We start from the raw sequence: 22,179 nt of genomic DNA, 5'->3' as shown, positions 1-22,179 counted from the left end.
GCCCGAGACGCCCGCGCCTTACTCGCCGCTTGATCATCCAGACAGTCGCTCTCTCAAAGAGAGAGGGTCCGACAGGCAAAAGAAAAAGGCGCGGCCCTTGCGAGCCGCGCCTTTCGATCTTTCAGCCGTCCGGGAAGGACTACTGCAGCTTGCCGCCGATCTGGCCGATGGCCGCATCGACCAGCGGGTCCGAGCCGGTCGCGACGCGGGCCAGCAGGACCGCCTCGGCGGCCTGCGAGGCGAGGTCGACGGCCGCGGCCTTGACGTCCGCAGCGGCCTGGGCCTCGGCCTGGGCGATCTTGCGCTCGGCCATTTCGGCGCGACGCTTGATCTGCTCCTCGAGCTTCTCCTTGGCCTCGGCTTCCAGGCGGATCGCGTCCGCCTTGGCCGCCTCGAGCATGGCCGAAGCCTGGCGCTCGGCTTCCTCGCGCTGGGCCTTGACCTCGGCGAGCAGGGCTTGCGCCTCCTCGCGGAGCTGCTGGGCCTCGTTGAGCTCGGCCTGGATCTTGGCGGCGTAGCCGTCAAGCGCGCCGAACAGGGCGCCGGGCAGGACCTTCAGCACGACCAGCAGGCCGAAGAAGATCACGAGAGCCGCCAGAACCCAGAATTCCGGGTTGGAGAAGCTGAACAGGGATTGATGTTCCATGGTCGGCTACTCCTTAGGCCAGAGCCGCTTTGAGCTCGGCGGCCGAAGCCGCCTTGCCCGTCAGCTTCTCGACGATGGCGCCGGCCGTTTCCTCGGCCACCGTGCGGACGTGGCTCATGGCCTCGTCGCGAGCGGTGGTGATCGAGGCTTCGGCGGCGGCCAGCTTCTCGGCCAGCACGGCTTCTTCCTTGGCCTGACGCTCGGCGGCTTCCGCCGTGGCCTTGGCCTTGGCGTCCGCAGCGGTCTTCTGGGCCTTGGCGCGAGCCTCGGCGACCTCGGCCGCGGCCGCGCGGGCCTGGGCTTCGGCTTCGTCCTTCAGACGACGGGCGTCGGCGATGTCGCCGGCGATCTTGGCGCCGCGTTCGTCGATCGCGCCGCTGACGCGGGGCAGCAGGCCCTTCGACAGCACGACGTAGAGAACGGCGAAGATGAGCAGCAGCCAGACGATCTGACCGCCCCAGTGCTGGAACTGGAGCTGCGGAAGACCGCCGCTCTCGTGCCCAGGGGCTTCAGTCGACTCGACCGTGCCGTGATTTTCCGTCGCCATGGGCGAGGGCGCCTCTCAGCTAACGCCTGCCATCCGGATACGGACGGGCAGGCTCGGTTCTAGAAGATCAAAGCGCGGCTTGGGCCGTGAACCGGCCCCGCCGCGCTCTGGGGATTACGAGAAGAGGATCAGGAAGGCGATGACCAGGGCGAAGATGCCCAGGGCTTCCGTCAGCGCCATGCCGAGGAACAGCATCGGACGCTCTTGAGCGGCGGCGGTCGGGTTACGCAGCGCGCCTTGGAAATAGTTGCCGAACATGACGCCCAGGCCAACGCCCGCGCCGATCATGCCGAGCATGGCCAGGCCAGCGCCGATGTACTTAGCGGCTTCCGCTTCCATAGTGAGGCTCCTTGAGAATTCAGAGATAGGTTGAAGAGAAAAGGGTGATCAGTGGCTGTCGAGGTGCACGACGTCGTTGAGATAGACGCAGGTGAGCACCGCGAACACGAAGGCCTGAAGGAAGGCCACCATGAACTCGAGCGCCGTCAGGGCGATGACGGAGGAGAGGGCCAGGGCCGCGCCGGCCCAGCCCAGGACGCCGAGGCCGCCCAGGGCGACGACGAAGCCGGCGAAGATCTTCAGCACGACGTGGCCGCCCAGCATGTTGCCGAACAGACGAAGGCCAAGGGTGATGGGGCGGATCAGGAACGACAGGATCTCGATCGGCACCAGCAGGAAATACAGCGGCCACGGCACGCCCGACGGCGCGAACAGCTTGAAGAACTTGATGCCGTTCTTGGCGAAGCCGACGGCGACCACGGTCAGGATGACCATGATGCCCAGGGTCAGGGTCACGGCCAGCTGCGAGGTGGCGGTGAACACCAGGAACATGCCCTGCAGGTTCATGAACAGCACGAACGCGAACAGGGTGAAGACGAAGGGCAGGTACTTCTTGCCGTCGTGGCCGATGATCGACTCGGCCAGGCCGTCGACCAGTCCGTAGAGCATCTCGCCCACGGTCTGCAGGCGGCCCGGAACCACGGCCTTGCGGGCGGCGATGGCGTAGAAGACGACGATCAGGGTCGCGGCCAGCAGCATCGCGAACACCGAGTTGGTGATCGACAGGTCGATATAGCCGAGACCCGGAACCTTCACGGGAGGCACTTCCACGATCTTCTGGATCTGGAACTGGTGCATCGGATCGGCCATCGGCCCTAGTCTCTCTTCTGCTTGGGGGCGGTTGGCCCGTCCCCGTTGTCTACATCCTCGGCGGGAGCCTTGGACGCCTGCGCGCTCAGTTTCGTCGCCTTGCGGACGACGGAGAATATCGCGAGACCCGTGCCGATCAGCAGACCGCCGACCATCCCCCAAGGCCCCGTCCCGGCATAATGATCGAGCAGCCAGCCGAAGCCGAGCCCCACCAGAACGCCCCCGATCAAATCCGCCAGGAGGCGATAGCCGTCCTGGGAAGCTTTCTCGCCCGCCGCCTTGACGGGCTTTTCCGCCGCCTTCCGCGCCTCGAAAGCGTCGAGCCGAGCGTCGAGGCTTTGCAGGGCCTTGTCGTTCGGTTCGTCGGCCTTGGGCATGGGAAGCGGTCAGGTCCGAAAGCGCCCGCAGACGCGCCTGAAGAAGGCGCTTTTTCGGCCGGCTTGATCGCGGCGGAACCTATAGGGCGCGCTGCGGTGCGTCAAGATTGTGGAGAAACTACGCAAAGCCCTGTTTTCGCGAGGGAATTTCCCCAGGGTCAGCTGAACCACGGAATCCGGGTCTCCCAGGCGGCCCCGCCCCTCGCCGGTCGCTCGCGCGCGACATTCCGTCCTTCGGCAAGCGGGGCCTGTCCAATTGCTTTTTCAGCCGTTTTGGGGTTTAGAGACGCGCCTCTCCAACAGCACGAAGTTTCATGTCCTATCTGAAGAACACCGGATTCGCCGATCGCATCACCGCCCAGCAAGACGCCAAGAAGGCCATGCTGGCGAAATTCAAGCCGAAGGCCGCCGTTCAGGATCCTGATTTCGACAAGCGCGACGAGCAGCGCGCCGCCGAGCTGGAAGCCGTCCGCGCCGCCCGCGCCGAAGCCAAGGAAATCGCCCGCCTCGAAGCCCTGGCCCGCCAGGAAGAGATCGCGGCCGTCAAGCGCGCCGAACGCAAGGAACGCAAGGCCGCCGAAGTGGCCGAGCAACGCGTCCGCAAGGAAGAAAAGGCCGCCGCCCGCGAAGAGCTGAAGGCCCTGGGCCGCACCAGCAAGGCCTCGCGCGCCCACCAGTGGGGCAGCCTGATCGGCTGATCGAACGATGGGGAGACGCGCCATGGCCGCCTCCCCTTCCTTCACCCGCCGCCTGCGGCCGCCCGGCTCCCGGGCGGCTTTTTGCGTTTTTAGGGCCCTGCCATGGAACATCTGAGCGTCCAGCTGCTCGTCATCCTGTTCGCCGTGGCCTTCGTGGCCGGGACGCTGGACGCCATCGCCGGCGGCGGCGGCCTGATCACCCTGCCGGCGCTGCTGCTTTCGGGCCTGCCGCCGATCGCGGCGCTGGGCACGAGCAAGCTGCAGAGCACGTTCGGCTCGGTCTCGGCCACGCGCGCCTTCGCCAAGCGCGGCCTGATCGACTGGAAGACCGCCTGGCCGATCGGTCTGGCCGCGGGCCTGGCGGGGATCGTCGGCGCCCTGTGCGCCAGCCTTCTTTCGCCGCGCGCCTTGGCGGCGCTCGTGCCTGTATTGCTGATCGTCATCGCCGCCTATTTCGGCCTGTCCAAGGCCCTGAAGGCCGAGGACGGCCCCGCCCGCCTGGCCCTGCCGGTCTTCGCCGGCTTCATCGCCCCGATCGTCGGCTTCTATGACGGCATCTTCGGCCCGGGCGCGGGCGCCTTCTACATGGTCGCCATCGTCACCCTGCTCGGCTACGGCGTGCTGAAGGCCACCGCCCACACCAAGCTGGCCAACGCCGCAAGCAATGTCGGGGCGCTGGCGCTGTTCATCCTCAAGGGGGCGGTGATCTGGCCCATCGGCCTGGCCATGGCCGTCGGCGCCTTCCTGGGCGCGCAGCTCGGCTCGCGGCTGGCCGTGCGGTTCGGGGCGCGGCTGATCCGGCCGCTGCTGGTGACGATCTCCTGCGCCATGGCCGTCAAGCTGCTGGCCGATCCTGCCAATCCGCTGCGGCAGATGGTGATGGGGCTGTTCGGACATTGAGATCCTCCCCCTGAAGGGGGAGGTGGCCCGAAGGGCCGGAGGGGGAAGCGGCCACTGAGACGCCGCAACAACTTCCCCCTCAGTCGCTCCGCGACAGCTCCCCCTTCAGGGGGAGCATCCCATCACTGCGCCGCCACCAGTTCCTCGGCGGTGCTCAGGTCCACGCTCACCAGCTGGCTGACCCCGCGCTCGGACATGGTCACGCCGAACAGGCGGTCCATGCGGCTCATGGTCACCGGGTTGTGGGTGATGGCGATGAAGCGCGTCAGGGTGCGGCGGCGCATCTCGTCGAGCATGTTGCAGTAGCGGTCGACATTGGCGTCGTCGAGCGGCGCGTCGACTTCGTCGAGCACGCAGATCGGGGCCGGATTGGCCAGGAACACCCCGAAGATCAGGGCGCTGGCGGTCAGGGCCTGCTCGCCGCCGCTCATCAGGCTCATGCTGGCCAGGCGCTTGCCGGGCGGGCAGGCGAAGATCTCCAGGCCCGCTTCGAGAGGGTCGTCGCTCTCGATCAGCCGCAGCTCGGCCTGGCCGCCGCCGAACAGCGCCTGGAAGAGGGTCTGGAAGTGGGCGTTGATGACGTCGAACGCCGCCAGCAGGCGCTCGCGGCCCTCGGCGTTCAGCTCCTCGATGCCGTCGCGCAGCTTGGCCACGGCGCCCGAGAGATCCGCGCGCTCGATGCGCATGGTCTCCAGGCGGCCGGCATATTCCTGGGCCTCTTCCTCGGCGCGCAGGTTCACCGGACCGATGGCGTCGCGTTCGCGCTCGAGAGCGAAGAGGTGGGCCTCGACGCCGGCGGCGTCCTTCGGCACGGCCACGGCCTCGCCGGCCAGGTGGCGGCCCAGGGCCTCGGGCTCCATGCGGGCGCTCTCGCGGATGTTGCTGGCGATCTCGGCGAAGCGCTCGCGGGCGGCGTCCAGGCGGGCGACCAGGGCGGCGCGGCGCTCGCGGGCCTCGCCGGCGGCCTGGTCGGCGGCGCGGGCGGTGCGGTCGGCGGTGATCCGGGCGGTCTCGGCCGCCTCCAGGGCGTCGCTGGCCTTGGCCCGGCGCTGCTCGGCGGCGTCGAACTGGTCGACCAGAACCAGCAGCTTCTCTTCCAGCTCGGCCGGGGCGGCGCGGGCGGCCTCAAGGGCGGCGGCGGCCTTGGCGCGGTCGGCCTCCAGCGCCTCGGCGCGCTTGGCGGCGGCGTCGCGGCGGCGGGTCCAGTCGCCCAGATCGCGCTCCAGGCTTTCGAGCCGGCGCTGGCGGCCGGCGCGCTCGCGGTTCTCCAGGTCCAGCGCCGAGCGGGCGGCCGAAGCGGCCTCGCGCGCGGCGGCGGCGGCCTGGCGGGCGGCCTGTAGTTGCGGGGCCAGATCGCCGACCGCGCCGGCGGCCTCGTGCTCGGCGCGGACGCCTGCAAGCGCTTCGTCGGCCTCGGCGCGCTCGGCCTCGAAGCGGGCGATGGTGTCGTCCAGCGACTGGGCGCGGGCCTCGCGCTGGGCCGCCTCGCGCTCGTAGCGGGCCACGGTCTCGCGAGCCTGGGTGAGCAGGCGTTCGGCGTCGGGCGGACCCCGGCGCTTGTCGCGCAGGGCGTCCTCGGCGGCGCGCAGGCGGTCGGCGGCGGTCTTCAGGGTCGCGGTGGCGGCCTCGGCCTGCGGCGCGACCGCGTCGATCTCGGCCTCGACCTCGGCCAGGCGGGTGCGCTGCTCCAGGCGGACGGCGGCGGGCTTGGGGGCGTCGGCCTTGGCCACGAAGCCGTCCCAGCGCCACAGGTCGCCTTCCTTGGAGACCAGACGCGCGCCGACCGGCAGGCCCTTGGCCAGACGCTCGCCGTCGGCGCGCTCGACCAGGCCGACCATGGCCAGGCGCGCGGCCAGCTCGGGCGGCGCCTTGACCAGCGGGGCCAGCGGCTGGACGCCCTCGGGCCACGAGGTCGCGGGCGCCTCGGCTCCGGCCCAGTGCGAGGGGGCGCGGGCGTCCAGCGCGGCTTCCAGGTCGTCGCCCAGGGCGGCGGCCAGGGCCGCGCCATAGCCCTTGTCGGGCGTCACCGCGTCGAGGGCGGGCGAGAAGCCGCTCTTGGCGCGCGGGGCGGTCAGCTGGGCCAGGCCCCGGGCTTCGGTGCGCAGGCGGCCCAGCTGGTCCTCGGCCTTGCGGGCCAGGTCGCGGGCCGCGCCCTCGGCCTGGGCGGCGCTGGTGCGCTCGGCCTCGGCGGCCTCAAGGGCGGCGCGGGCGGCGGCGAGCTGCGCCTCGGCGTTGGAGAAGCGCAGGCGAGCCTCGGCGGCGGCGGGGTCGACGGCCGGACCGACGGCGGCGCGCTCGGCCTTGGCCTGGTCCAGCGCGCGGACCGTGCGGGCCAGGCGACTTTCGGCCTCGGCCAGGCGCTGGGCGGCGGCGCGGGCGCGGGCCTCCTCGGCGGCGGACTGGGCGGCCAGGCGCTCGACGGCGCTGTCGGCTTCGGCCCGCGCGGCCTCGGCGGCCTTGGCGGCGGTCTCCAGCTCTGGGCCGCGCTCGGGGGCGGCGGCGATCAGGCCGCGCACCTCGGCCAGTTCCGGCTCGATGCGGGCGAGGGAGCGGCCGGCGTCCTCGGCGGCCTGCTGCTCGCGGGCGCGGTCCTCGTCGATGCGGGACAGATCGGCCGACAGCCGCTGGAACTCGGCGGCGGCGGCGGCGGCGTCGCGTTCGGCGCGGTCCTTCTGGATGGCCAGCTGGCCCAGCACCGCCTGGGCGATGGCCGCCTCTTCGCGCAGCGGCGGCATGGCGGCCTCGGCCGTGACGATCGCGCCCTGGCCGGCGGCGGCGGCGCGGGCGGTCTCCTCGACCTCGCGGGCCGACTGGGTCGCCTCGGACTGGGTGCGTTCCAGCGTGTCGCGGGCCTCGGCCCAGCGGGCGAACAGCACCGCGCCCTGCACGGCGCGGATCTCGGCCGACAGGCGCTTGTATTTCTCGGCCTGGCGGGCCTCGCGCTTGAGCCGGTTCAGGGCCGTCTCGAGCTCGCGGGCCACGTCTTCCAGGCGGGTCAGGTTGCTCTCGGCGGCCCGCAGGCGAAGCTCGGCCTCGTGGCGGCGCGTGTGCAGGCCCGAGACCCCGGCGGCCTCTTCCAGGATGCGGCGGCGGTTCTGCGGCTTGGCGCCGATCAGCTCGCTGATCTGGCCCTGGCGCACCAGGGCCGGCGAGTTGGCGCCGGTCGAGGCGTCGGCGAACAGGAGCTGGACGTCGCGGGCGCGGACTTCACGGCCGTTGATGCGGTAGGTCGAGCCGGCCCCGCGGTCGATGCGGCGCACCACCTCCAGCACCGGATCGTCGTTGAAGCTGGCCGGCGCGGTGCGGTCGGCGTTGTCGATGGTCAGGGTGACGTCGGCGTGGTTGCGCGGCGGGCGGTTGCCGCTGCCTGCGAAGATCACGTCGTCCATGCCGCCGGCCCGCATGGCCTTGGCGGAGTTGGCGCCCATCACCCAGCGCAGGGCTTCCAGCAGGTTGGACTTGCCGCAGCCGTTGGGCCCGACGATGCCCGTCAGGCCAGGCTCGATCCGGAACTCCGTCGGCTCGACGAAGGACTTGAAGCCGGAGAGGCGCAGACGCTGGAACTGCACGGCCGCGCCCGCCCGCTAGCCCTTCAGGGCCTTGTCGATGGCTTGGGCCAGGTCGTCCACGGTGACCTCGCCGACCAGCTGGAAACCGTTGACGAAGAAGGTCGGGGTGCCCTCGATCCTGTCGCGCTTGGCCGAGGCCTCGACGCGGGCGTTCAGCGCGGCCAGGGCGGCCTTGTCGTTGAGGGCCGCTTCCAGCTGGGCCTCGGTCAGGCCGAAGCGCTTGGCCACGCCCAAGAGGCCGCCCCAGTAGTCGCCGGTCTGGTACATCGACTTCTGGGCGGCGAAGATCGCGTCGACCGCCTCGAAATAGCGGGCCGGCGGCACGCGGTTGGCCAGCAGGAAGCCGGCGCCGGCCAGGTCGTAGGGCGGGGTCAGGAACTCGCGGAACACCAGCCGGGCCTTGCCCGTGTCGATGTAGCGCTTCTTGATCGCCGGCATGACCTCCATGGCCGTGTGGGCGCAGTGGCCGCAGCTCATCGAGGCGTACTCGACGATCTGCACCTTGGCCTTGGGCGAGCCCAGGACGTGGTCGCCCGGCTGGGCGGGCAAGGGCGCGGCGCGCGCCAGCGTCGGCATGGCGGCGGCCGCCATGCCCGAGACGATCAGCGCGCGCCGGTCCAGGGTCATGCTTACTTGCTCGCCGCGGCGATGGCGGTGTCCAGCTGGGCCAGCGGGGCCTCGCCGCCTTCGTCGTTCAGCTTCTTGCCGTTGATGACGAAGGTCGGGGTGCCCTTGATGTCGGTTTCCTTGGAGTAGCGCTCGATGCGGTCATTGAGGGCCTTCAGGGCCTTCTCGTCGCTGACGCAGGCGTCGAACTGCTGTTCGTTCAGGCCCGACGACTGGGCGATGCGCAGCAGCACGCCGCGATAATCGCCGGTGGTGAACATCTCTTCCTGCGAGCGGTAGACCGAGTCCAGCACCGAGAAATACTTGTCCTTGCCGGCGCAGCGGGCAAGCAGGAACGAGGCGGCGGCCACCTGCGGCGGGGCGGTCAGGAACTCGCGGTAGACGTAGTTCACCTTGCCGGTGTCGATGTATTTCTTCTTGAAGTCCGGGAAGACCTCCTCGTTCCACTTGGCGCAGTGGACGCAGCTGGCCGAGGCGTACTCGATGACCGTGACCTTGGCGTTGGGATTGCCCAGGCTCATGTCGTCGGCCGTGACGGTCGAGCCCGACTTGTTGCAGGCGGACAGGCCGGCGACGCTGGCGACCAGGGTCGCGGCGAGCAGAATCCGGCGAAGGGGCGAGCGCATGGTCGGGTCTTCCTCGAACGTGAACAGTGAAGTTAAGCGCGATTCTTTAGCCGCGTGAAAATGGCGCCGATGAGGCTTTCGCGCATCAGCGGCAACCCGCGAAGGTTGTCAACGCTCGTTGCGCAGCACGCCCCGGCCCAGCTTCAGCAGCGCCTCTTTCAGCGGGCCTTCGGGCTGGTCGGCGAGGCTGGTGGCCAAGTCGCGTTCCTGGGCCGCGTCGAGCGGCGGCCGGCGGCGCGGGCGCGGCGGCGCCGAGGCGGCCGCGGCGACGCGAACGGGCCCCTGGACGATGCGCAGGCGGGTCACCGCGCCCTTGCCCAGCAAGAGGTCCAGGCGCTGGGTGATCTGCGGGACCTGGTGCTGGATCAGCGAGGCGACGGGGCCGTCGACGCGCAGCTCCAGCGTGCCGCCCTCGCCGGTGCGGCTCTTGATGATGCGGACGGGCTCGGTGCGGCGGGCCAGGCTCTCGCCGACGATCTCCTTCCAGCGGGCCTGCAGCGCGCCGGGGCCCTGGCCGTGCTTCTTGTCGAGTTCGCGGATGAACTTGGCCAGGCTCTTGCCGGCCGGCGGCGGCACGCGCATCGGCGGCCGGGTGCGGCGGCGCGACAGGATCTTCAGGGCCTCGTCGGCCGTGGGCAGCGTGCGGCGATACATTGCCTCACAATGCTAGCATGTCCCCCTCCCCTCGCGCGCGCGGATTTGCGATAGGAGGCGGACAATGACCGACGTCGCCGCGATCCGCTCCGCACTGCTTTCCTGGTACGACCGCGAGGCGCGGGTGCTGCCGTGGCGCACCGGCCCCGCCGCCGGCGCCATGGGCCTGCGCAGCGACCCCTACCGGGTGTGGCTGTCGGAGGTGATGTTGCAGCAGACCACCGTGCCGCACGCCACGCCCTACTTCCTGGCCTTCACCCAGCGCTGGCCCACCGTCGAGGCCCTGGCGGCCGAGCAGGACGGCGAGCTGATGGCCGCCTGGGCGGGCCTGGGCTACTACGCCCGCGCCCGCAACCTCCTGGCCTGCGCCCGGGCGGTGGCCGGCCAGCACGGCGGCGAGTTCCCCAATACCGAGGAGGGCCTGCTGGCCCTGCCGGGCGTGGGCGCCTACACCGCCGCGGCGGTGGCGGCCATCGCCTTCGACCGGGCGGCCAACGTGGTCGACGGCAATGTCGAGCGGGTGATGGCGCGGCTGTTCGCGGTGGAGACGCCGCTGCCCGACGCCAAGCCGGAACTCAAGCGCCTGGCCGCCGGCCTGGTCACCGACGATCGCCCCGGCGACTGGGCCCAGGCGCTGATGGACCTGGGCGCCACCATCTGCAAGCCCAAGGCCCCGCTGTGCGGCTTCTGTCCGGTGGAGACCTTCTGCGCGGCCCGGGCCAAGGGCGCGCCGGAGACCTTTCCCCGCCGCACCAGGAAGGCCGACCGCCCGCGCCGCCACGGCGTGGCCTACATCGTCAGCCGCCGGGGCGAGACGGCCCTGGTGCGGCGCCCGGACAAGGGCCTCTTGGGCGGCATGCTGGGCCTGCCGACCTCGGACTGGCGCGAGCGCCCGTGGAGCGACGACGAGGCCGCCCGCGCCGCCCCGATCCTGGCCCCCTGGCGCGACCTGGGCGCGGTGGAGCACGTCTTCACCCACTTCTCCCTGACCCTGCGGGTGATGGTCGCCGAGGCCGACGTCGCCGGCGACTTCGTCTGGACCCCGCACGAGGGCCTGACCGCCCTGCCCAGCGTGTTCCTGAAGGCCGCGCGGGCCGGTCTGGAGCGGCTGGTTTAGGAAACCCTCTCCCGGAGGGGAGAGGGAGGGGCCCAGGCGTAGCCTGGGAGGGTGAGGGGTGACGACGCCGGCCGGCGTGCCGGCACGCCGTCGACCGTCCCTAACCCCTCATCCGGCGCTTCGCGCCACCTTCTCCCTCCAGGGAGAAGGAATATTCTCAAATATTGACTTCGCATCCCATCATGCGAGCAATGCATCCCGACAAGGGCGGCGAACGCCCGGCATCGGGAGACGCGGCATGGCTATCGTTCAGACCACCCGGCGGACGGCGCTGGGCGCCGGCCTGCTCGCCCCGCTGATCCCCAGCCTGGCCATCGCCAGGCCCTTTCCCCGCAAGCTGGTCGCGCCCACCGCGCCGTTCGACATGCCCTCGATCGGCGTTCCGGACTTCTCGCGCGCCCGGCGCTTCTTGATCACCGCCTTCGGGGCCGACCAGGGCGACCAGGAAAGGACCAGCGCCGCCATCACCGCTGCGATCACCGCCGCCAACGCCGCCGGCGCGGGCGTGGTGGTGGTCCCCGAGGGGACGTGGCCGACGGGGAAGATCCACTTCAAGAGCAACGTCGCCCTGCACCTGGCCAAGGGCGCCACCCTGCTGTTCTCCGAAAAACCCGCCGACTACCTGCCGCCCGTCCAGACCACCTGGGAGGGGCTGGAGTGCTGGAACTACTCGCCGCTGGTCTACGCCTTCGACTGCGAGAACGTGGCGATCACCGGCCCCGGCAGGCTGAAGGCCAAGCTGGACGTCTGGCGCGAGTGGTACAAGCGGCCCAAGCCGCACATGGACGCCCTGGTGGCGCTCTATCACCAGGCCGCCAGGGGCGAGCCGGTGGACGCGCGCCGGATGACGGCGGGCGAGGCCAACCTGCGTCCGCAGTTCGTCCAGTTCAACCGCTGCCGCCACGTACTGATCGAGGACGTCAGCATCGAGGACAGCCCGTTCTGGGTGATCCACCCGTTCCTCTGCACCGACGTGGTCATTCGCCGGGTGAAGATCCGCGCCCACGGCCACAACAACGACGGCGTCGACCCGGAGATGAGCCAGAACGTGCTGATCGAGGACTGCGTGTTCGACCAGGGCGACGACGCGGTGTCGGTGAAGTCGGGGCGCGACCAGGACGCCTGGCGCTTAGGGGTTCCCACCCGCAACGTCGTCATGCGCGACTGCCAGATCAGGAACGGCCACCAGCTGATGGCCGTAGGCAGCGAACTGTCGGCGGGGATCGAGAACGTCTTCGTCGACAACTGCCACTTCGTCGGCGACGGCAAGGGAGAGGACGGCTGGGCCGTGCCGATCGCCAACCTGCTGTTCGTCAAGACCAACGAGCGGCGCGGCGGCTTCGTGCGCAACGTCCACATGCGCAATGTCAGCGCCACGAAGATCGCCGGCAGCGTGCTCGCGATCGACACCGACGTCCTCTACCAGTGGCGCACCCTGGTCCCGACCTACGAGCGGCGGCTGACGCAGATCGAGGGCCTGCGGGTCAGCGACGTGCGCGTGGCGCAGGCCGGCTCGGTGTGCAGCATCAAGGGCGAGAAGGACCTGCCGGTGCGCGACGTGGCGCTGCGGAAGGTGACGGTCGGCGAGGTCGCCGGGCCGGTGAAGACGGAGAATGTGGCGGGGTTCAGCCTGAGCTAATCCCTCCCCCTCGATGGGGGAGGGGCAGGGGTGGGGGTGGCTGCGGCGGTCAGGCTTGCGCCTGGTCTTGAACCGCTGTCACCCCCATCCCCGGCCCTTCCCCCATCAAAGGGGGAAGGGAGAAGAAGGGCGGGCCGATCAGGCCCGCCCCTCCCTTCGTCCTACATCCGCTCGGGCGTTTCCACGCCCAGCAGGTCGAGCGCCAGCTCCAGCTGCTTGAGCGCCGTCTGGGCCAGGGTCAGGCGCGAGGCGCGCACGGCCGGGTCTTCGGCGCTGAGGATCGGGCAGGCGGCGTAGAACTTCGAGAAGCCCTGGGCCAGCTTGTAGGCGTGCTCGGCCACGAAGTTGGGGGCCTTCTTGTCGTAGGCCTCGCCAAGCGCGCCCTCGAAGCCGTCCAGCAGCAGGGTCAGATCCCGTTCGGCCGGTTCGGCGACGATCACCGGCCCGGCCTGCACGGCCTGCTCGGCGGCCTTGCGCAGGATGCTCTTGATGCGGACGGTCTGGTACAGCAGGTACGGACCGGTCTTGCCCTCGAAGCTGGTGAAGCGGTCGAGGTCGAAGACGTAGGAGGTGCCGCGGAAGTTCTGCAGGTCGGCGAACTTCAGGGCGGCGACGCCGACCTTGTGCGCGGTCTCCTCGAAGGCTTCCGGCGACAGTTCCGAACCGAGGCCCGCTTCGCGCAGGCGCTCGCGGGCCTTCTCGCGGGCCATCTCGATCAGGTCGTGCAGCTTCAGCACCCCGCCGGCGCGGGTCTTGAACGGCTTGCCGTCGGCGCCGTTCATGGTGCCGAAGCCGATGTGCTCCAGGCCGCCCGGCTCGGCGTAGCCGGCCAGGTAGGCGGCGCGGAACACCTGCTCGAAGTGGTCGGCCTGGCGCTGGTCGACGCAGTAGAGGATCAGGTGCGGGTCGAACGACTGGCGGCGATCCAGGATCGTGGCCAGGTCGGTCGTGCCGTACATGGCCGAGCCTTCCGACGAGACCACCAGCAGCGGATCGGGGCTTTCGACCTCGATCACCGAGCCGTCGGGCAGCTTCTTCTTCTTGGTCTCGCCCGGACGGGCCACGCGGACGATGCGGGCGCCCTGGTCCTCGACCAGCAGGCCCTTGTCCTCCAGCTGGCGCACCATCGGCGCGATCAGCGGGTCGGCGTCGCTCTCGCCCTTCCACAGGTCGAAGTCGACGCCCAGGGCGTGGAACTCGCGTTCCAGGGCCACGCGGCTGACGTCGACGAAGTGCTTCCACAGCAGCCGATAACCGAACCGGCCGTTCTGCAGGTCGGCCGTCGCCTTGCGGGCGCGGTCGCGATAGTCGGCGTCTTCCTTGGCGCGCGCGGCGGCGGCCGGGTACAGGCGGTCGAGGTCGGCCAGGGTCACCCGGCCGGCGAACTCGGCGCGCACCTTGGCGGCGTCGGCGTCGGAAAAGTCGCGCGGGGCGTCCGGCAGCTTGTCCATCAGGGCCGCGATGAAGGCGTCCTCGTCCATCACCGCGGTGATGAGCAGCCCCATCTGGAAGCCCCAGTCGCCGAAGTGGGCGTCGCCCACCACCTGGTCGCCGCGGAAGCGGTACAGGCGCTTGATCGACTCGCCGATGATCGAGGCGCGCAGGTGGCCCACGTGCATCGGCTTGGCCACGTTGGGACCGGCATAGTCGACCAGCACGCGGCGCGGCTCGGCGAGCAGGCTGGCGCCGGCGCGCTCGTCGGCGGCGATCTCGTCGGCCCGGGCGGCCAGGGCCGCGGGGCTGACACGCATGTTGATGAAGCCGACGCCGGCGATCTCGACCGAGGCCAGGCGCGGGTCGGCCTTCAGCTGCTCGACCACCTGGACGGCGATTTCGCGGGGGTTACGCTTGGCGCTCTTGGCCGCGGCGAGGGCGCCGTTGCACTGGAAGTCGGCCAGGTCGGGCCGGTCGGACGCCGTGACGCGCCCGAAGTCGGGAGACAGTCCGGCGGCCTGGAAAGCGGCCGCGGCCGCCTCGCTCAAGGACCGCTTCAAATCGTTCATTGCTTAGGAGGAGTCCCTGCTTGCTGGGCTTGGGCGGCCTGGCCGGCGTTGACGCGGAAGCGCTTGCCGTCGCGGTTGAAGGCGGCCATTTCCGGGGTGACGTCGAAGCCGATCAGGACTTCGAAATTGCTGCCGCTCGTCGTGGCTTCGGCGCGCGGGATGGTGATGGTCTGCAGCTTCTCGGTGGCGTAGACGCGGTCGCCGCTGGCCGGGAAGGTGATCGGCAGGTCGAAATATTCCTTGGCCAGCACCGACTTGTTGCGCTCGGTCACGGCCACCCAATAGCGGTAGGTCTTGCGGGTCTCGGTCGCTTCGGGACCACGGCCCAGGGCGAACAGCACCTCGACCTGCATCTTGATCGGGTCGTTGCTCTTGTAGGCGCAGCCCGAGGACACGCCCTGGATCTCGCCGGTGTAGCCGGTGGAGGCGGCGCTTTCCTTGCCGCCCTTGAATTCGACATAGCGGCTGGCGTCGTACAGCACCTTCACGAAGGGGCACGGGCCGGCGTTGCGCAGCTGGGCCAGCGGGGCCTTGGGCTGGTTCCACTCCTCGTCGCGCTTCTTCTTCTTGGAGCCGTCGTCCTCCTGGCCGCCGCCCTGGCCGCCGCGACCGCCGCCCTGGGCGTAGGCGCTGGTGGCGGTGACGGCGATCGACAGGGCCATCAGGGCGCTGAAGGCGACGGAAAGCGTGCGGCGCATGAAACGTCCGGTTCGAGAAGGATTGCCAGAAAGGGAAAGGCCCCAACCGGCGTCATGCAGCCTGATAAAGGCATATGCGTGACCTCGCAACGGGCGCACGTTGCAGCTTGGTCGTCAAAACGCCATGTCCGGCACGTCTGGCGCACGGACGCGCGAACGCTTAGGTTCCGCGCCATGACCACGCCCGCGCCGATCCGTCCCAAGCTCCGCCTGTTCCTGGCCAGCCCGCGCGGCTTCTGCGCCGGGGTCGACCGGGCCATCCAGATCGTCGAGCGGGCCATCGAGAAGTTCGGCGCGCCGGTCTATGTGCGCCACGAGATCGTCCACAACCGCCACGTGGTCGATCGCCTCAAAGCCCTGGGCGCGATCTTCATCGAGGAGCTGAACGAAGCCCCCGACGACCGCCCGGTGGTGTTCTCGGCCCACGGGGTGCCGAAATCGGTGCCGGCCGAGGCCAAGTCGCGGCAGATGATCTATCTGGACGCCACCTGCCCGCTGGTCTCCAAGGTCCACGTCGAGGCCCAGAAGCACTTCGACAACGGCCGCGAGATCGTGCTGATCGGCCATGCCGGTCACCCCGAGGTCGTCGGCACCATGGGCCAGCTGCCCGAGGGCACGGTGGCCCTGATCGAGGACATCGACGACGCGCGCACCTGGCAGCCCAAGGACGCCTCGAACGTCGCCTTCCTGACCCAGACCACCCTGTCGGTCGACGACACCGCCGACATCGTCGCCATGCTCAAGGAGCGCTTCCCCGGCATCGCCGCGCCGCACAAGGAAGACATCTGCTACGCCACCACCAACCGCCAGGACGCGGTGAAGATGCTGGCCGAAGCCTCCGACCTGATCCTGGTGGTCGGCTCGCGCAACTCTTCCAATTCGGTGCGCCTGAAGGAAGTGGGCCTGAAGGCCGGCGCCAAGTCCGCCTACCTGATCGACGACGCCACGGGCCTGGACTGGAGCTGGTTCGAGGGCGTTTCGAGCATCGGCCTGACCGCCGGCGCCTCGGCCCCCGAAGACCTGGTGCAGGGCGTCATCGACGCCATCAGCGGCCACTTCGACCTGGAGATCGAGGAACTGGTCGAGGCCCGCGAGACGGTGACGTTCAAGCTGCCCCGGCTGCTGACGACGGCATAGGGCAGTTAGGGCGCGTCGATGACGCGGGGACGGAGCCATTCGGTGAGTTCGGAGATGCCGATCTCACCGGCGGCGACAGCGAACATCACCTTCGTCGCATCGTCGGGCTCGGCCGCGAGCCAAAGTCCATTGTCCTCCAGGAACATGCCGAGCGCCATGAACGCCGCGCGCTTGTTGCCGTCGATGAATGGGTGGTTCGAAGCGACCGCCACGGCATAGGTGGCGGCAAGCTCGATCAGATCTGAAAGACCTTCATAGACGTAGCGATTTGTCGGACGCGCCAGAGCCGAATTGAGCAGCCCAGCGTCCCGCACTCCGCTTGCGCCGCCCGTCTCGGCAAGCACCAAGTCGTGCCAACGGATCAACAGCGCCTCGTCAATCCAAACCGGCTCGTTCATCAGAACTACTTCGCCAGCGCCTCGAAGGTCGACCGATAACGATCGAGGAAAGCGCGGCCACGCTCGAAGCGCTCGTCCGTCGATCGCGCCGCCAGCGTGAACGGTCCACCCGCTTCGCCATCAATGACCAGCGTGTCGCCGGCCTTGGCGCCGAGCAGAGCAAGCAGTTCCTCGGTCAGTTCGACCTTAACCGCCTCGCCTTGTTGCTCGATCTTGAGTTCGATCATGGAGCGCTCCTTGCGACGAAAACCATAGCACGGCCCTCCTGCCGCCGACAGGAGCCGCTTGACCGCCAGCGCGCGGCGCCGCATCCCGCGCCCATGGCCGTCTACACCGACATCACCGATCAAGAGCTCGAAGGCTTCCTGGCCGAGTACGACCTGGGCGCCCCGCTGGCGTTCAAGGGCATCGCCGAGGGCGTGGAGAACTCCAACTTCCTGCTGGAGACGGAGACGGGCCGCTACATCCTGACGGTCTACGAGCGCCGCGCGCGGCCCGAGGACCTGCCCTACTTCCTCGACCTGCTGGGCTGGCTGGCCGACCGCGGCTATCCGTCGGCGCGGCCGGTTCCCGACAAGGCGGGCAAGACCCTCAAGACCCTGCGCGGCAAGCCGGCCGCCATCGTCGGGTTCATGCCGGGCCTGTCGGTGCGCAAGCCCAGCCCCGCCCACTGCCGCGAAGCCGGCGAGGGCCTGGCCTGGCTGCACCTGGCCGGCGAAGGCTATGCCGGCCGCCGCGCCAACGATCTTGGCCAGCCGCACTGGGCCCCGCTGTTCTCCAAGCACCGCCAGGCCGCCGAGGACCTGAAGCCGGGCCTGGCCGCGACCATCGACAAGGACCTGGCCGAGATGGCCCTGGCCTGGCCGCGCAATCTGCCCAGCGGCACGATCCACGCCGACTACTTCCCCGACAACGTCTTCTTCAGGACCGACGGCAAGTTCGCGGCGACCATCGACTTCTACTTCGCCTGCGACGACGCCTACGCCTACGACGTGGCCGTGACCCTGAACGCCTGGTGCTTCGAGGCCGACGGCAGCTTCAACGTCACCGCCGCCCAAGGCCTGATCGCCGGCTACGAGCGCCGCCGCCCCTTGAGCCCGGCCGAGCGCGACGCCCTGCCGATGCTGGCGCGCGGCGCGGCCATGCGCTTCTTCCTGACCCGGCTGGCCGACTGGAACGCCACCCCGGCCGGCGCCCTGGTGCGCCCCAAAGACCCGCTGGAGTACGAGCGCAAGCTGGCCGTCCACCGCGAGGGCCTGTCGCTGTTCGGGCGCCAGTCATGACCCCGAAGCTGATCATCTACACCGACGGCGCCTGCCGCGGTAATCCCGGCCCCGGCGGCTGGGGCGCGGTGCTGATGTACGGCGACAAGCGCAAGGAGATCTGCGGCGGCGAGCTGGCGACGACCAACAACCGCATGGAGCTGATGGGCGCGATCATGGCGCTCGAGGCGCTGAACCGCCCGACCAAGGCCGAGCTGCACACCGACAGCCAGTACGTGATGAAGGGCGTCACCCAGTGGATCCATGGCTGGAAGGCCAAGGGCTGGAAGACCGCCGACAAGAGCCCCGTGAAGAACGTCGACCTGTGGCAGCGCCTCGACGCGGCGCGCCTACGCCACGAGGTCGACTGGCGCTGGGTCAAGGGCCACGCCGGCCACGAGCACAACGAGCGCGCCGACGAACTGGCCCGCCGCGGCATGGAAGAGACGCTGAAGAAGCGCTGACCAAGCGGCAGGCTTCGCTCAGCGCGCCTTCCCCGATAGCCTCCCCGAAACACGACCTGGGGAGGCAAGAGCCATGAACACGATGATCGCGCCGGTGCTGGCGCTGGTGAGCTGGACGCTGGTGATGTGGGCGTGGATGTACGCCCAGCGGCTGCCGGCGATGATCAAGGCCGGGATCAAGCCGCAGGACGCCCGCTTTCCGGGCGCGCTGGACGTGCTGCCCGACGCCGCGCGGCAGGCAGCCCACAACTACAATCACCTGATGGAGCAGCCGACGATCTTCTACGCGGCGGCCCTGGCCATCTTCGTCGCCGGCCATGGCGACGGGGCGGCCGTGGCCCTGGCCTGGACCTATGTCGCCCTGCGGATCGTGCACAGCCTGGTGCAGGCCAGCGTCAACATCGTGATGGCGCGGTTCCTGGCGTTCGGCCTGTCGACGCTGGTGCTGGTGGCGATGGTCGTGCGGGAGTGGGTGAAGCTGGCGGGGTGAGGTGACGCAAACCTGATCCCTCTCTCTTCGAGAGAGGGATCAGGAAGCCCCCTCACCCCTCGCTCTCGCACCAGGTCTTGATCAGCTGATGCGCGATCGCCAGCGTCGGGGGCGCGAAGGCATCCTCGATCTCGCCGCGGATCAGGGCTTTGGCCTCGTCCTTGTCGAACCAGCGGACGGCTTCCAGCTCGGTCTGGTCGGGGGCGGCCTGGTCGCTGTCGACCTCGGCGATCATGCCCATCATCAGCGAGGCGGGGAACGGCCAGGGCTGGCTGGAGTGGTAGCGGACCTTGGTGGCCACCAGGCCGGCCTCTTCCTTCAGCTCGCGGGCGCAGGCCTCCTCGATGGTCTCGCCGGGTTCGACGAAGCCGGCCAGGGCCGAGAACATGCCGGCGGGCCAGGCCGCCTGGCGGCCCAGCAGGCACTTGCCGCCGTGCACGGCCAGCATGATCGCCACCGGGTCGGTGCGCGGGAAGTGCTCGGCGTGGCAGGACGGGCAGATCCGCTTCCAGCCGCCGTCGGCGATGTCGCTCTTGTTGCCGCAATTGGCGCAGAACGGGTGCTTGCGCCGCCATTCGAACATCGACTTGGCGGTGGCCAGTATGCCGGCGTCCGGCGCGGGCAGGGTCGCGGCCGCGCCGCGCAGGTCCTCGAACCGGCCAAGCCCCTGCAGCGCGCCCTCGGACGGGTCGGCCGCGCCCTCCAGGTCGACGGCGAAGACGGCGATGTCCTTCCAAAGGCCCATGAACAGCAGGCGCTCGTCGGTGCCGGCCAGCTCCTTGGCCATGTCGGCGCGCAGATAGGCGATCTGGACGCCGGTCGGCTCGTCGTCAGCAGACGGCGAATCCTCGACCAGCACCTTGCCGTTCCACACGGCGACGGCCAGGGACTGGGCGTCCTCCAGCTTCTCGGCGATCCAGCTGGCGTCGCCTCGGCGCTCGCCGGCGCGGTCCAGCGGGTTGCCCGCGAAGATGTTGACGATCTCGGAAAGCGGCATGGGTCGATTCTGTAGAGGCTGGCCGGGCAAAGTGTAAGGGGTTTTGGCGTCCGGCGCCCGCCCAGCGACGGCCGGCGACGAAGAGTCGTCACCAGACGGAGCGCTTGGCGCTTGCATATCGCGCGATGAGTCGCGATATACCCCCTCGGAGATCGGCGACGGACGATGGCCTCGCCAACTTGGTCAGGGCCGGAAGGCAGCAGCCACAACGAGATCACCCTCGGGTCGCCCGCCGGTCTCCACCTCACCCCTTAAATTCTGTCAGCAGACGCGATGCGGCCGCCCGCGAGCCTTTTGCCGCGCCGCCCGACGCTCTAGACTGCGCCCATGGCCGACCACGACCTCACGCCCGATTCCGCTCCGCCCTGGGACGAGCCCGCGTTCGACCGCGAGGAAACCGTCGAGCGCGACGAGAACACGGCCGACATCTTCGGCGAGGAGCCCGCCCCGGCTCCCGCCGCGTCCAAGCCGCTGCCCGAACCCGAACCGGACGAGCCCGGCGCGGCCTATACCGTGCTGGCGCGCAAGTACCGCCCGCGCACCTTCGAGGACCTGATCGGCCAGGAGGCCATGGTAAGAACGCTCGCCAACGCGTTCACCACCGGCCGCATCGCCCACGCCTTCATGCTCACCGGCGTTCGCGGGGTCGGCAAGACCACCACCGCCCGCCTGCTGGCCCGCGCCCTGAACTACGAGAGCGACACCGTCCACGGCCCATCGGTCGACCTGACCACCGAAGGCCGCCACTGCCGGGCGATCATCGAGGGGCGGCACATGGACGTGCTGGAGCTCGACGCCGCCTCCCGCACCAAGGTCGACGAGATGCGCGAGCTGCTGGACGGGGTGCGCTACGCCCCGGTCGAGGCGCGCTACAAGGTCTACATCATCGACGAAGTGCACATGCTGTCGACGGCGGCGTTCAACGCGCTGCTGAAGACGCTGGAAGAGCCGCCGCCGCACGCCAAGTTCATCTTCGCCACCACCGAGATCCGCAAGGTGCCGGTGACGATCCTGTCGCGCACCCAGCGCTTCGACCTGCGCCGGATCGAGCCGGACGTGCTGGCCAAGCACTTCGACCGCATCTCGCAGCGCGAAGGCGCCAAGATCGATCCCGACGCCCTGGCCCTGATCGCCCGCGCGGCCGAGGGCTCGGCCCGCGACGGCCTGTCGCTGCTCGACCAGGCCATCGTCCAGACCGAGAAGGGCCAGATCGTCACCGCCGCCGTGGTGCGCGACATGCTGGGCCTGGCCGACCGCAGCCAGACCATCGCCCTGTTCGAACAGGTGATGAGCGGCAAGCCGGGCGAGGCCCTGACCACCTTCCGCCAACTGTGGGGCTTCGGCGCCGACCCGGTGGTGGTGATGCTCGACCTGCTCGACCACAGCCACGCCGCCTCGGTGGCCAAGGCCCTGGGTCCCGACGCCCTGTCGATGCCCAAGGAGCAGGCCGCGCGCCTGACCTCGGTCGGCGCCCAGACCAGCGCCGGGACCATGGCCCGCCTGTGGCAGATGCTGCTCAAGGCCCATGACGAGGTGCGCCGCGCGCCCGACGCCATGGCCGCCGCCGAGATGGCGATCATCCGCCTGTGCTACGCCGCCGACCTGCCGGGTCCGGAAGACGCGCTGAAGGTCCTGCGCGACGGCGGCAATCCTGGTGGTCCGGGCGGCGGCGTCGCCGTGGGCGGTGGAGCAGCCCCTGGCGGAGCCGTTTCGGCCGCGCCGCGCGCCATGGCCGCCGTCGGCGCCGCGCCGGCCGCCCCCGTGCTGGCCTCGTTCGACGACGTGCTGAAGCTGATCGCCGAGAAGCGCGACATCGGGCTTAGGCTCGACGTCGAGCAGTATGTCCGCCCGATCAGCTTCCGCCCCGGCGCCATCACCTTCGAGGCCGCCCCCGGCGCCCCCGGCAACCTGGCCGGACGCCTGGTCCGCGCGCTGAAGGAATGGACCGGCCAGCCCTGGCTGATCGCCGCCGAGGGCGGCGGCGGGGCCGAAAGCCTGATGGAGCGCCAGAAGCGCGAGGAGCGAGAAGCCCTGGCGGCCATCAAGTCCGATCCGTTCGTCGCCTCGGTGCTCAGCGCCTTCCCGGGCACGGAGATCGTCGAGATCCGCAAGGTCCTGGCCCCCGAACCCGCGCCGATCGAGCCGGACGAGGCCGAGGATTGATTTCCCTCCTTCCCCCTC

The 22,179-nt window shown here is 70.1% G+C and carries 23 protein-coding genes and 1 other RNA gene; 10 read left to right on the top strand and 14 right to left on the bottom strand.

The window, feature by feature from the left end:
- Nucleotides 1-139: 139 nt before the first annotated feature.
- The 5 genes from ACODR1_RS01700 to ACODR1_RS01680 form a co-directional block, all read right to left on the bottom strand.
- Nucleotides 140-646 (bottom strand): F0F1 ATP synthase subunit B, encoded by a 507-nt coding sequence (locus tag ACODR1_RS01700; RefSeq protein ID WP_488878899.1) that lies wholly within the window; start codon nucleotides 644-646, stop codon nucleotides 140-142.
- A 13-nt stretch (nucleotides 647-659) separates the two neighbouring features.
- Nucleotides 660-1,193 (bottom strand): F0F1 ATP synthase subunit B family protein, encoded by a 534-nt coding sequence (locus tag ACODR1_RS01695; protein WP_488878898.1) that lies wholly within the window; start codon nucleotides 1,191-1,193, stop codon nucleotides 660-662.
- A gap of 114 nt (nucleotides 1,194-1,307) precedes the next feature.
- A complete protein-coding gene (locus ACODR1_RS01690) occupies nucleotides 1,308-1,532 on the bottom strand; it encodes a F0F1 ATP synthase subunit C (RefSeq protein ID WP_101713756.1) in 225 nt (74 codons plus the stop codon).
- Between the two features lie 48 nt (nucleotides 1,533-1,580).
- Nucleotides 1,581-2,342 (bottom strand): F0F1 ATP synthase subunit A, encoded by a 762-nt coding sequence (locus tag ACODR1_RS01685; RefSeq protein ID WP_488878897.1) that lies wholly within the window; start codon nucleotides 2,340-2,342, stop codon nucleotides 1,581-1,583.
- A 5-nt stretch (nucleotides 2,343-2,347) separates the two neighbouring features.
- Nucleotides 2,348-2,719: an AtpZ/AtpI family protein gene (locus ACODR1_RS01680; protein WP_101718537.1), complete on the bottom strand. Its 372-nt coding sequence runs from the start codon at nucleotides 2,717-2,719 to the stop codon at nucleotides 2,348-2,350.
- Between the two features lie 314 nt (nucleotides 2,720-3,033).
- Here ACODR1_RS01680 and ACODR1_RS01675 point away from each other — a divergent pair, with 314 nt between their 5' ends.
- Nucleotides 3,034-3,417, top strand: a complete 384-nt coding sequence (locus ACODR1_RS01675; protein WP_488878896.1) for a DUF6481 family protein — start codon at nucleotides 3,034-3,036, stop codon at nucleotides 3,415-3,417.
- A gap of 102 nt (nucleotides 3,418-3,519) precedes the next feature.
- Entirely contained in the window at nucleotides 3,520-4,317 is a 798-nt protein-coding gene (locus ACODR1_RS01670) for a TSUP family transporter (RefSeq protein WP_488878895.1), read from the top strand.
- A 122-nt stretch (nucleotides 4,318-4,439) separates the two neighbouring features.
- Here the strand turns inward: ACODR1_RS01670 and smc are convergent, their stop codons facing one another.
- From smc to ACODR1_RS01650, 4 genes are all read right to left on the bottom strand, one after another.
- The gene (gene smc / locus ACODR1_RS01665; protein ID WP_488878894.1) at nucleotides 4,440-7,886 is read right to left on the bottom strand and encodes a chromosome segregation protein SMC; all 3,447 of its coding nucleotides are present in this window, start codon (nucleotides 7,884-7,886) and stop codon (nucleotides 4,440-4,442) included.
- Nucleotides 7,887-7,901: 15 nt separating this feature from the next.
- Nucleotides 7,902-8,513: a thioredoxin domain-containing protein gene (locus ACODR1_RS01660; protein ID WP_488878893.1), complete on the bottom strand. Its 612-nt coding sequence runs from the start codon at nucleotides 8,511-8,513 to the stop codon at nucleotides 7,902-7,904.
- Between the two features lie 2 nt (nucleotides 8,514-8,515).
- The gene (locus ACODR1_RS01655) at nucleotides 8,516-9,139 is read right to left on the bottom strand and encodes a DsbA family protein (protein ID WP_488878892.1); all 624 of its coding nucleotides are present in this window, start codon (nucleotides 9,137-9,139) and stop codon (nucleotides 8,516-8,518) included.
- Nucleotides 9,140-9,247: 108 nt separating this feature from the next.
- The gene (locus ACODR1_RS01650) at nucleotides 9,248-9,793 is read right to left on the bottom strand and encodes a DUF721 domain-containing protein (protein ID WP_488878891.1); all 546 of its coding nucleotides are present in this window, start codon (nucleotides 9,791-9,793) and stop codon (nucleotides 9,248-9,250) included.
- Between the two features lie 64 nt (nucleotides 9,794-9,857).
- On the opposite strand from ACODR1_RS01650, the gene mutY reads away from it, so the two are divergent.
- Both mutY and ACODR1_RS01640 read left to right on the top strand, forming a co-directional pair.
- Entirely contained in the window at nucleotides 9,858-10,910 is a 1,053-nt protein-coding gene (mutY, locus tag ACODR1_RS01645) for an A/G-specific adenine glycosylase (RefSeq protein ID WP_488878890.1), read from the top strand.
- A 238-nt stretch (nucleotides 10,911-11,148) separates the two neighbouring features.
- Nucleotides 11,149-12,549: a glycoside hydrolase family 28 protein gene (locus ACODR1_RS01640; protein ID WP_488878889.1), complete on the top strand. Its 1,401-nt coding sequence runs from the start codon at nucleotides 11,149-11,151 to the stop codon at nucleotides 12,547-12,549.
- Between the two features lie 161 nt (nucleotides 12,550-12,710).
- Here ACODR1_RS01640 and ACODR1_RS01635 read toward each other — a convergent pair whose 3' ends face one another.
- Complete coding sequence (locus ACODR1_RS01635) at nucleotides 12,711-14,552, bottom strand: arginine--tRNA ligase (protein ID WP_488878888.1); 1,842 nt, start codon at nucleotides 14,550-14,552, stop codon at nucleotides 12,711-12,713.
- Entirely contained in the window at nucleotides 14,549-15,250 is a 702-nt protein-coding gene (locus ACODR1_RS01630; RefSeq protein WP_488878887.1) for a Tat pathway signal sequence domain protein, read from the bottom strand. The genes ACODR1_RS01635 and ACODR1_RS01630 overlap by 4 nt, the downstream gene beginning before the upstream one ends.
- Nucleotides 15,251-15,424: 174 nt before the next feature.
- Between ACODR1_RS01630 and ispH the strand changes: the two genes are divergently transcribed.
- Entirely contained in the window at nucleotides 15,425-16,387 is a 963-nt protein-coding gene (ispH, locus tag ACODR1_RS01625; RefSeq protein ID WP_488878886.1) for a 4-hydroxy-3-methylbut-2-enyl diphosphate reductase, read from the top strand.
- A 5-nt stretch (nucleotides 16,388-16,392) separates the two neighbouring features.
- Here ispH and ACODR1_RS01620 read toward each other — a convergent pair whose 3' ends face one another.
- Entirely contained in the window at nucleotides 16,393-16,785 is a 393-nt protein-coding gene (locus ACODR1_RS01620) for a type II toxin-antitoxin system death-on-curing family toxin (protein WP_488878885.1), read from the bottom strand.
- Nucleotides 16,786-16,790: 5 nt separating this feature from the next.
- A complete protein-coding gene (locus tag ACODR1_RS01615; RefSeq protein ID WP_488878884.1) occupies nucleotides 16,791-17,012 on the bottom strand; it encodes an AbrB/MazE/SpoVT family DNA-binding domain-containing protein in 222 nt (73 codons plus the stop codon).
- Between the two features lie 93 nt (nucleotides 17,013-17,105).
- On the opposite strand from ACODR1_RS01615, the gene thrB reads away from it, so the two are divergent.
- The 3 genes from thrB to ACODR1_RS01600 all read left to right on the top strand — a co-directional run bounded on the left by thrB (nucleotide 17,106) and on the right by ACODR1_RS01600 (nucleotide 19,001).
- Nucleotides 17,106-18,068, top strand: a complete 963-nt coding sequence (gene thrB / locus ACODR1_RS01610) for a homoserine kinase (protein WP_488878883.1) — start codon at nucleotides 17,106-17,108, stop codon at nucleotides 18,066-18,068.
- Nucleotides 18,065-18,511, top strand: coding sequence for a ribonuclease HI (rnhA, locus tag ACODR1_RS01605; RefSeq protein WP_058348612.1), 447 nt, complete (start codon nucleotides 18,065-18,067; stop codon nucleotides 18,509-18,511). The genes thrB and rnhA overlap by 4 nt, the downstream gene beginning before the upstream one ends.
- Nucleotides 18,512-18,584: 73 nt before the next feature.
- Nucleotides 18,585-19,001, top strand: a complete 417-nt coding sequence (locus ACODR1_RS01600; RefSeq protein WP_488878882.1) for an MAPEG family protein — start codon at nucleotides 18,585-18,587, stop codon at nucleotides 18,999-19,001.
- A gap of 52 nt (nucleotides 19,002-19,053) precedes the next feature.
- Here ACODR1_RS01600 and nudC read toward each other — a convergent pair whose 3' ends face one another.
- Complete coding sequence (gene nudC / locus ACODR1_RS01595; protein ID WP_488878881.1) at nucleotides 19,054-19,998, bottom strand: NAD(+) diphosphatase; 945 nt, start codon at nucleotides 19,996-19,998, stop codon at nucleotides 19,054-19,056.
- A 146-nt stretch (nucleotides 19,999-20,144) separates the two neighbouring features.
- Between nudC and ffs the strand changes: the two genes are divergently transcribed.
- Together ffs and ACODR1_RS01585 are read left to right on the top strand one after the other, a co-directional pair.
- An RNA gene (gene ffs / locus ACODR1_RS01590) (signal recognition particle sRNA small type) lies at nucleotides 20,145-20,243 on the top strand.
- 82 nt (nucleotides 20,244-20,325) lie between these two features.
- Nucleotides 20,326-22,161: a DNA polymerase III subunit gamma/tau gene (locus ACODR1_RS01585; RefSeq protein WP_488878880.1), complete on the top strand. Its 1,836-nt coding sequence runs from the start codon at nucleotides 20,326-20,328 to the stop codon at nucleotides 22,159-22,161.
- The last annotated feature ends 18 nt before the right edge of the window (nucleotides 22,162-22,179 follow it).

Source organism: Caulobacter sp. FG7, assembly GCF_057808875.1.
This window is presented reverse-complemented; position numbering and strand designations above follow the sequence as displayed.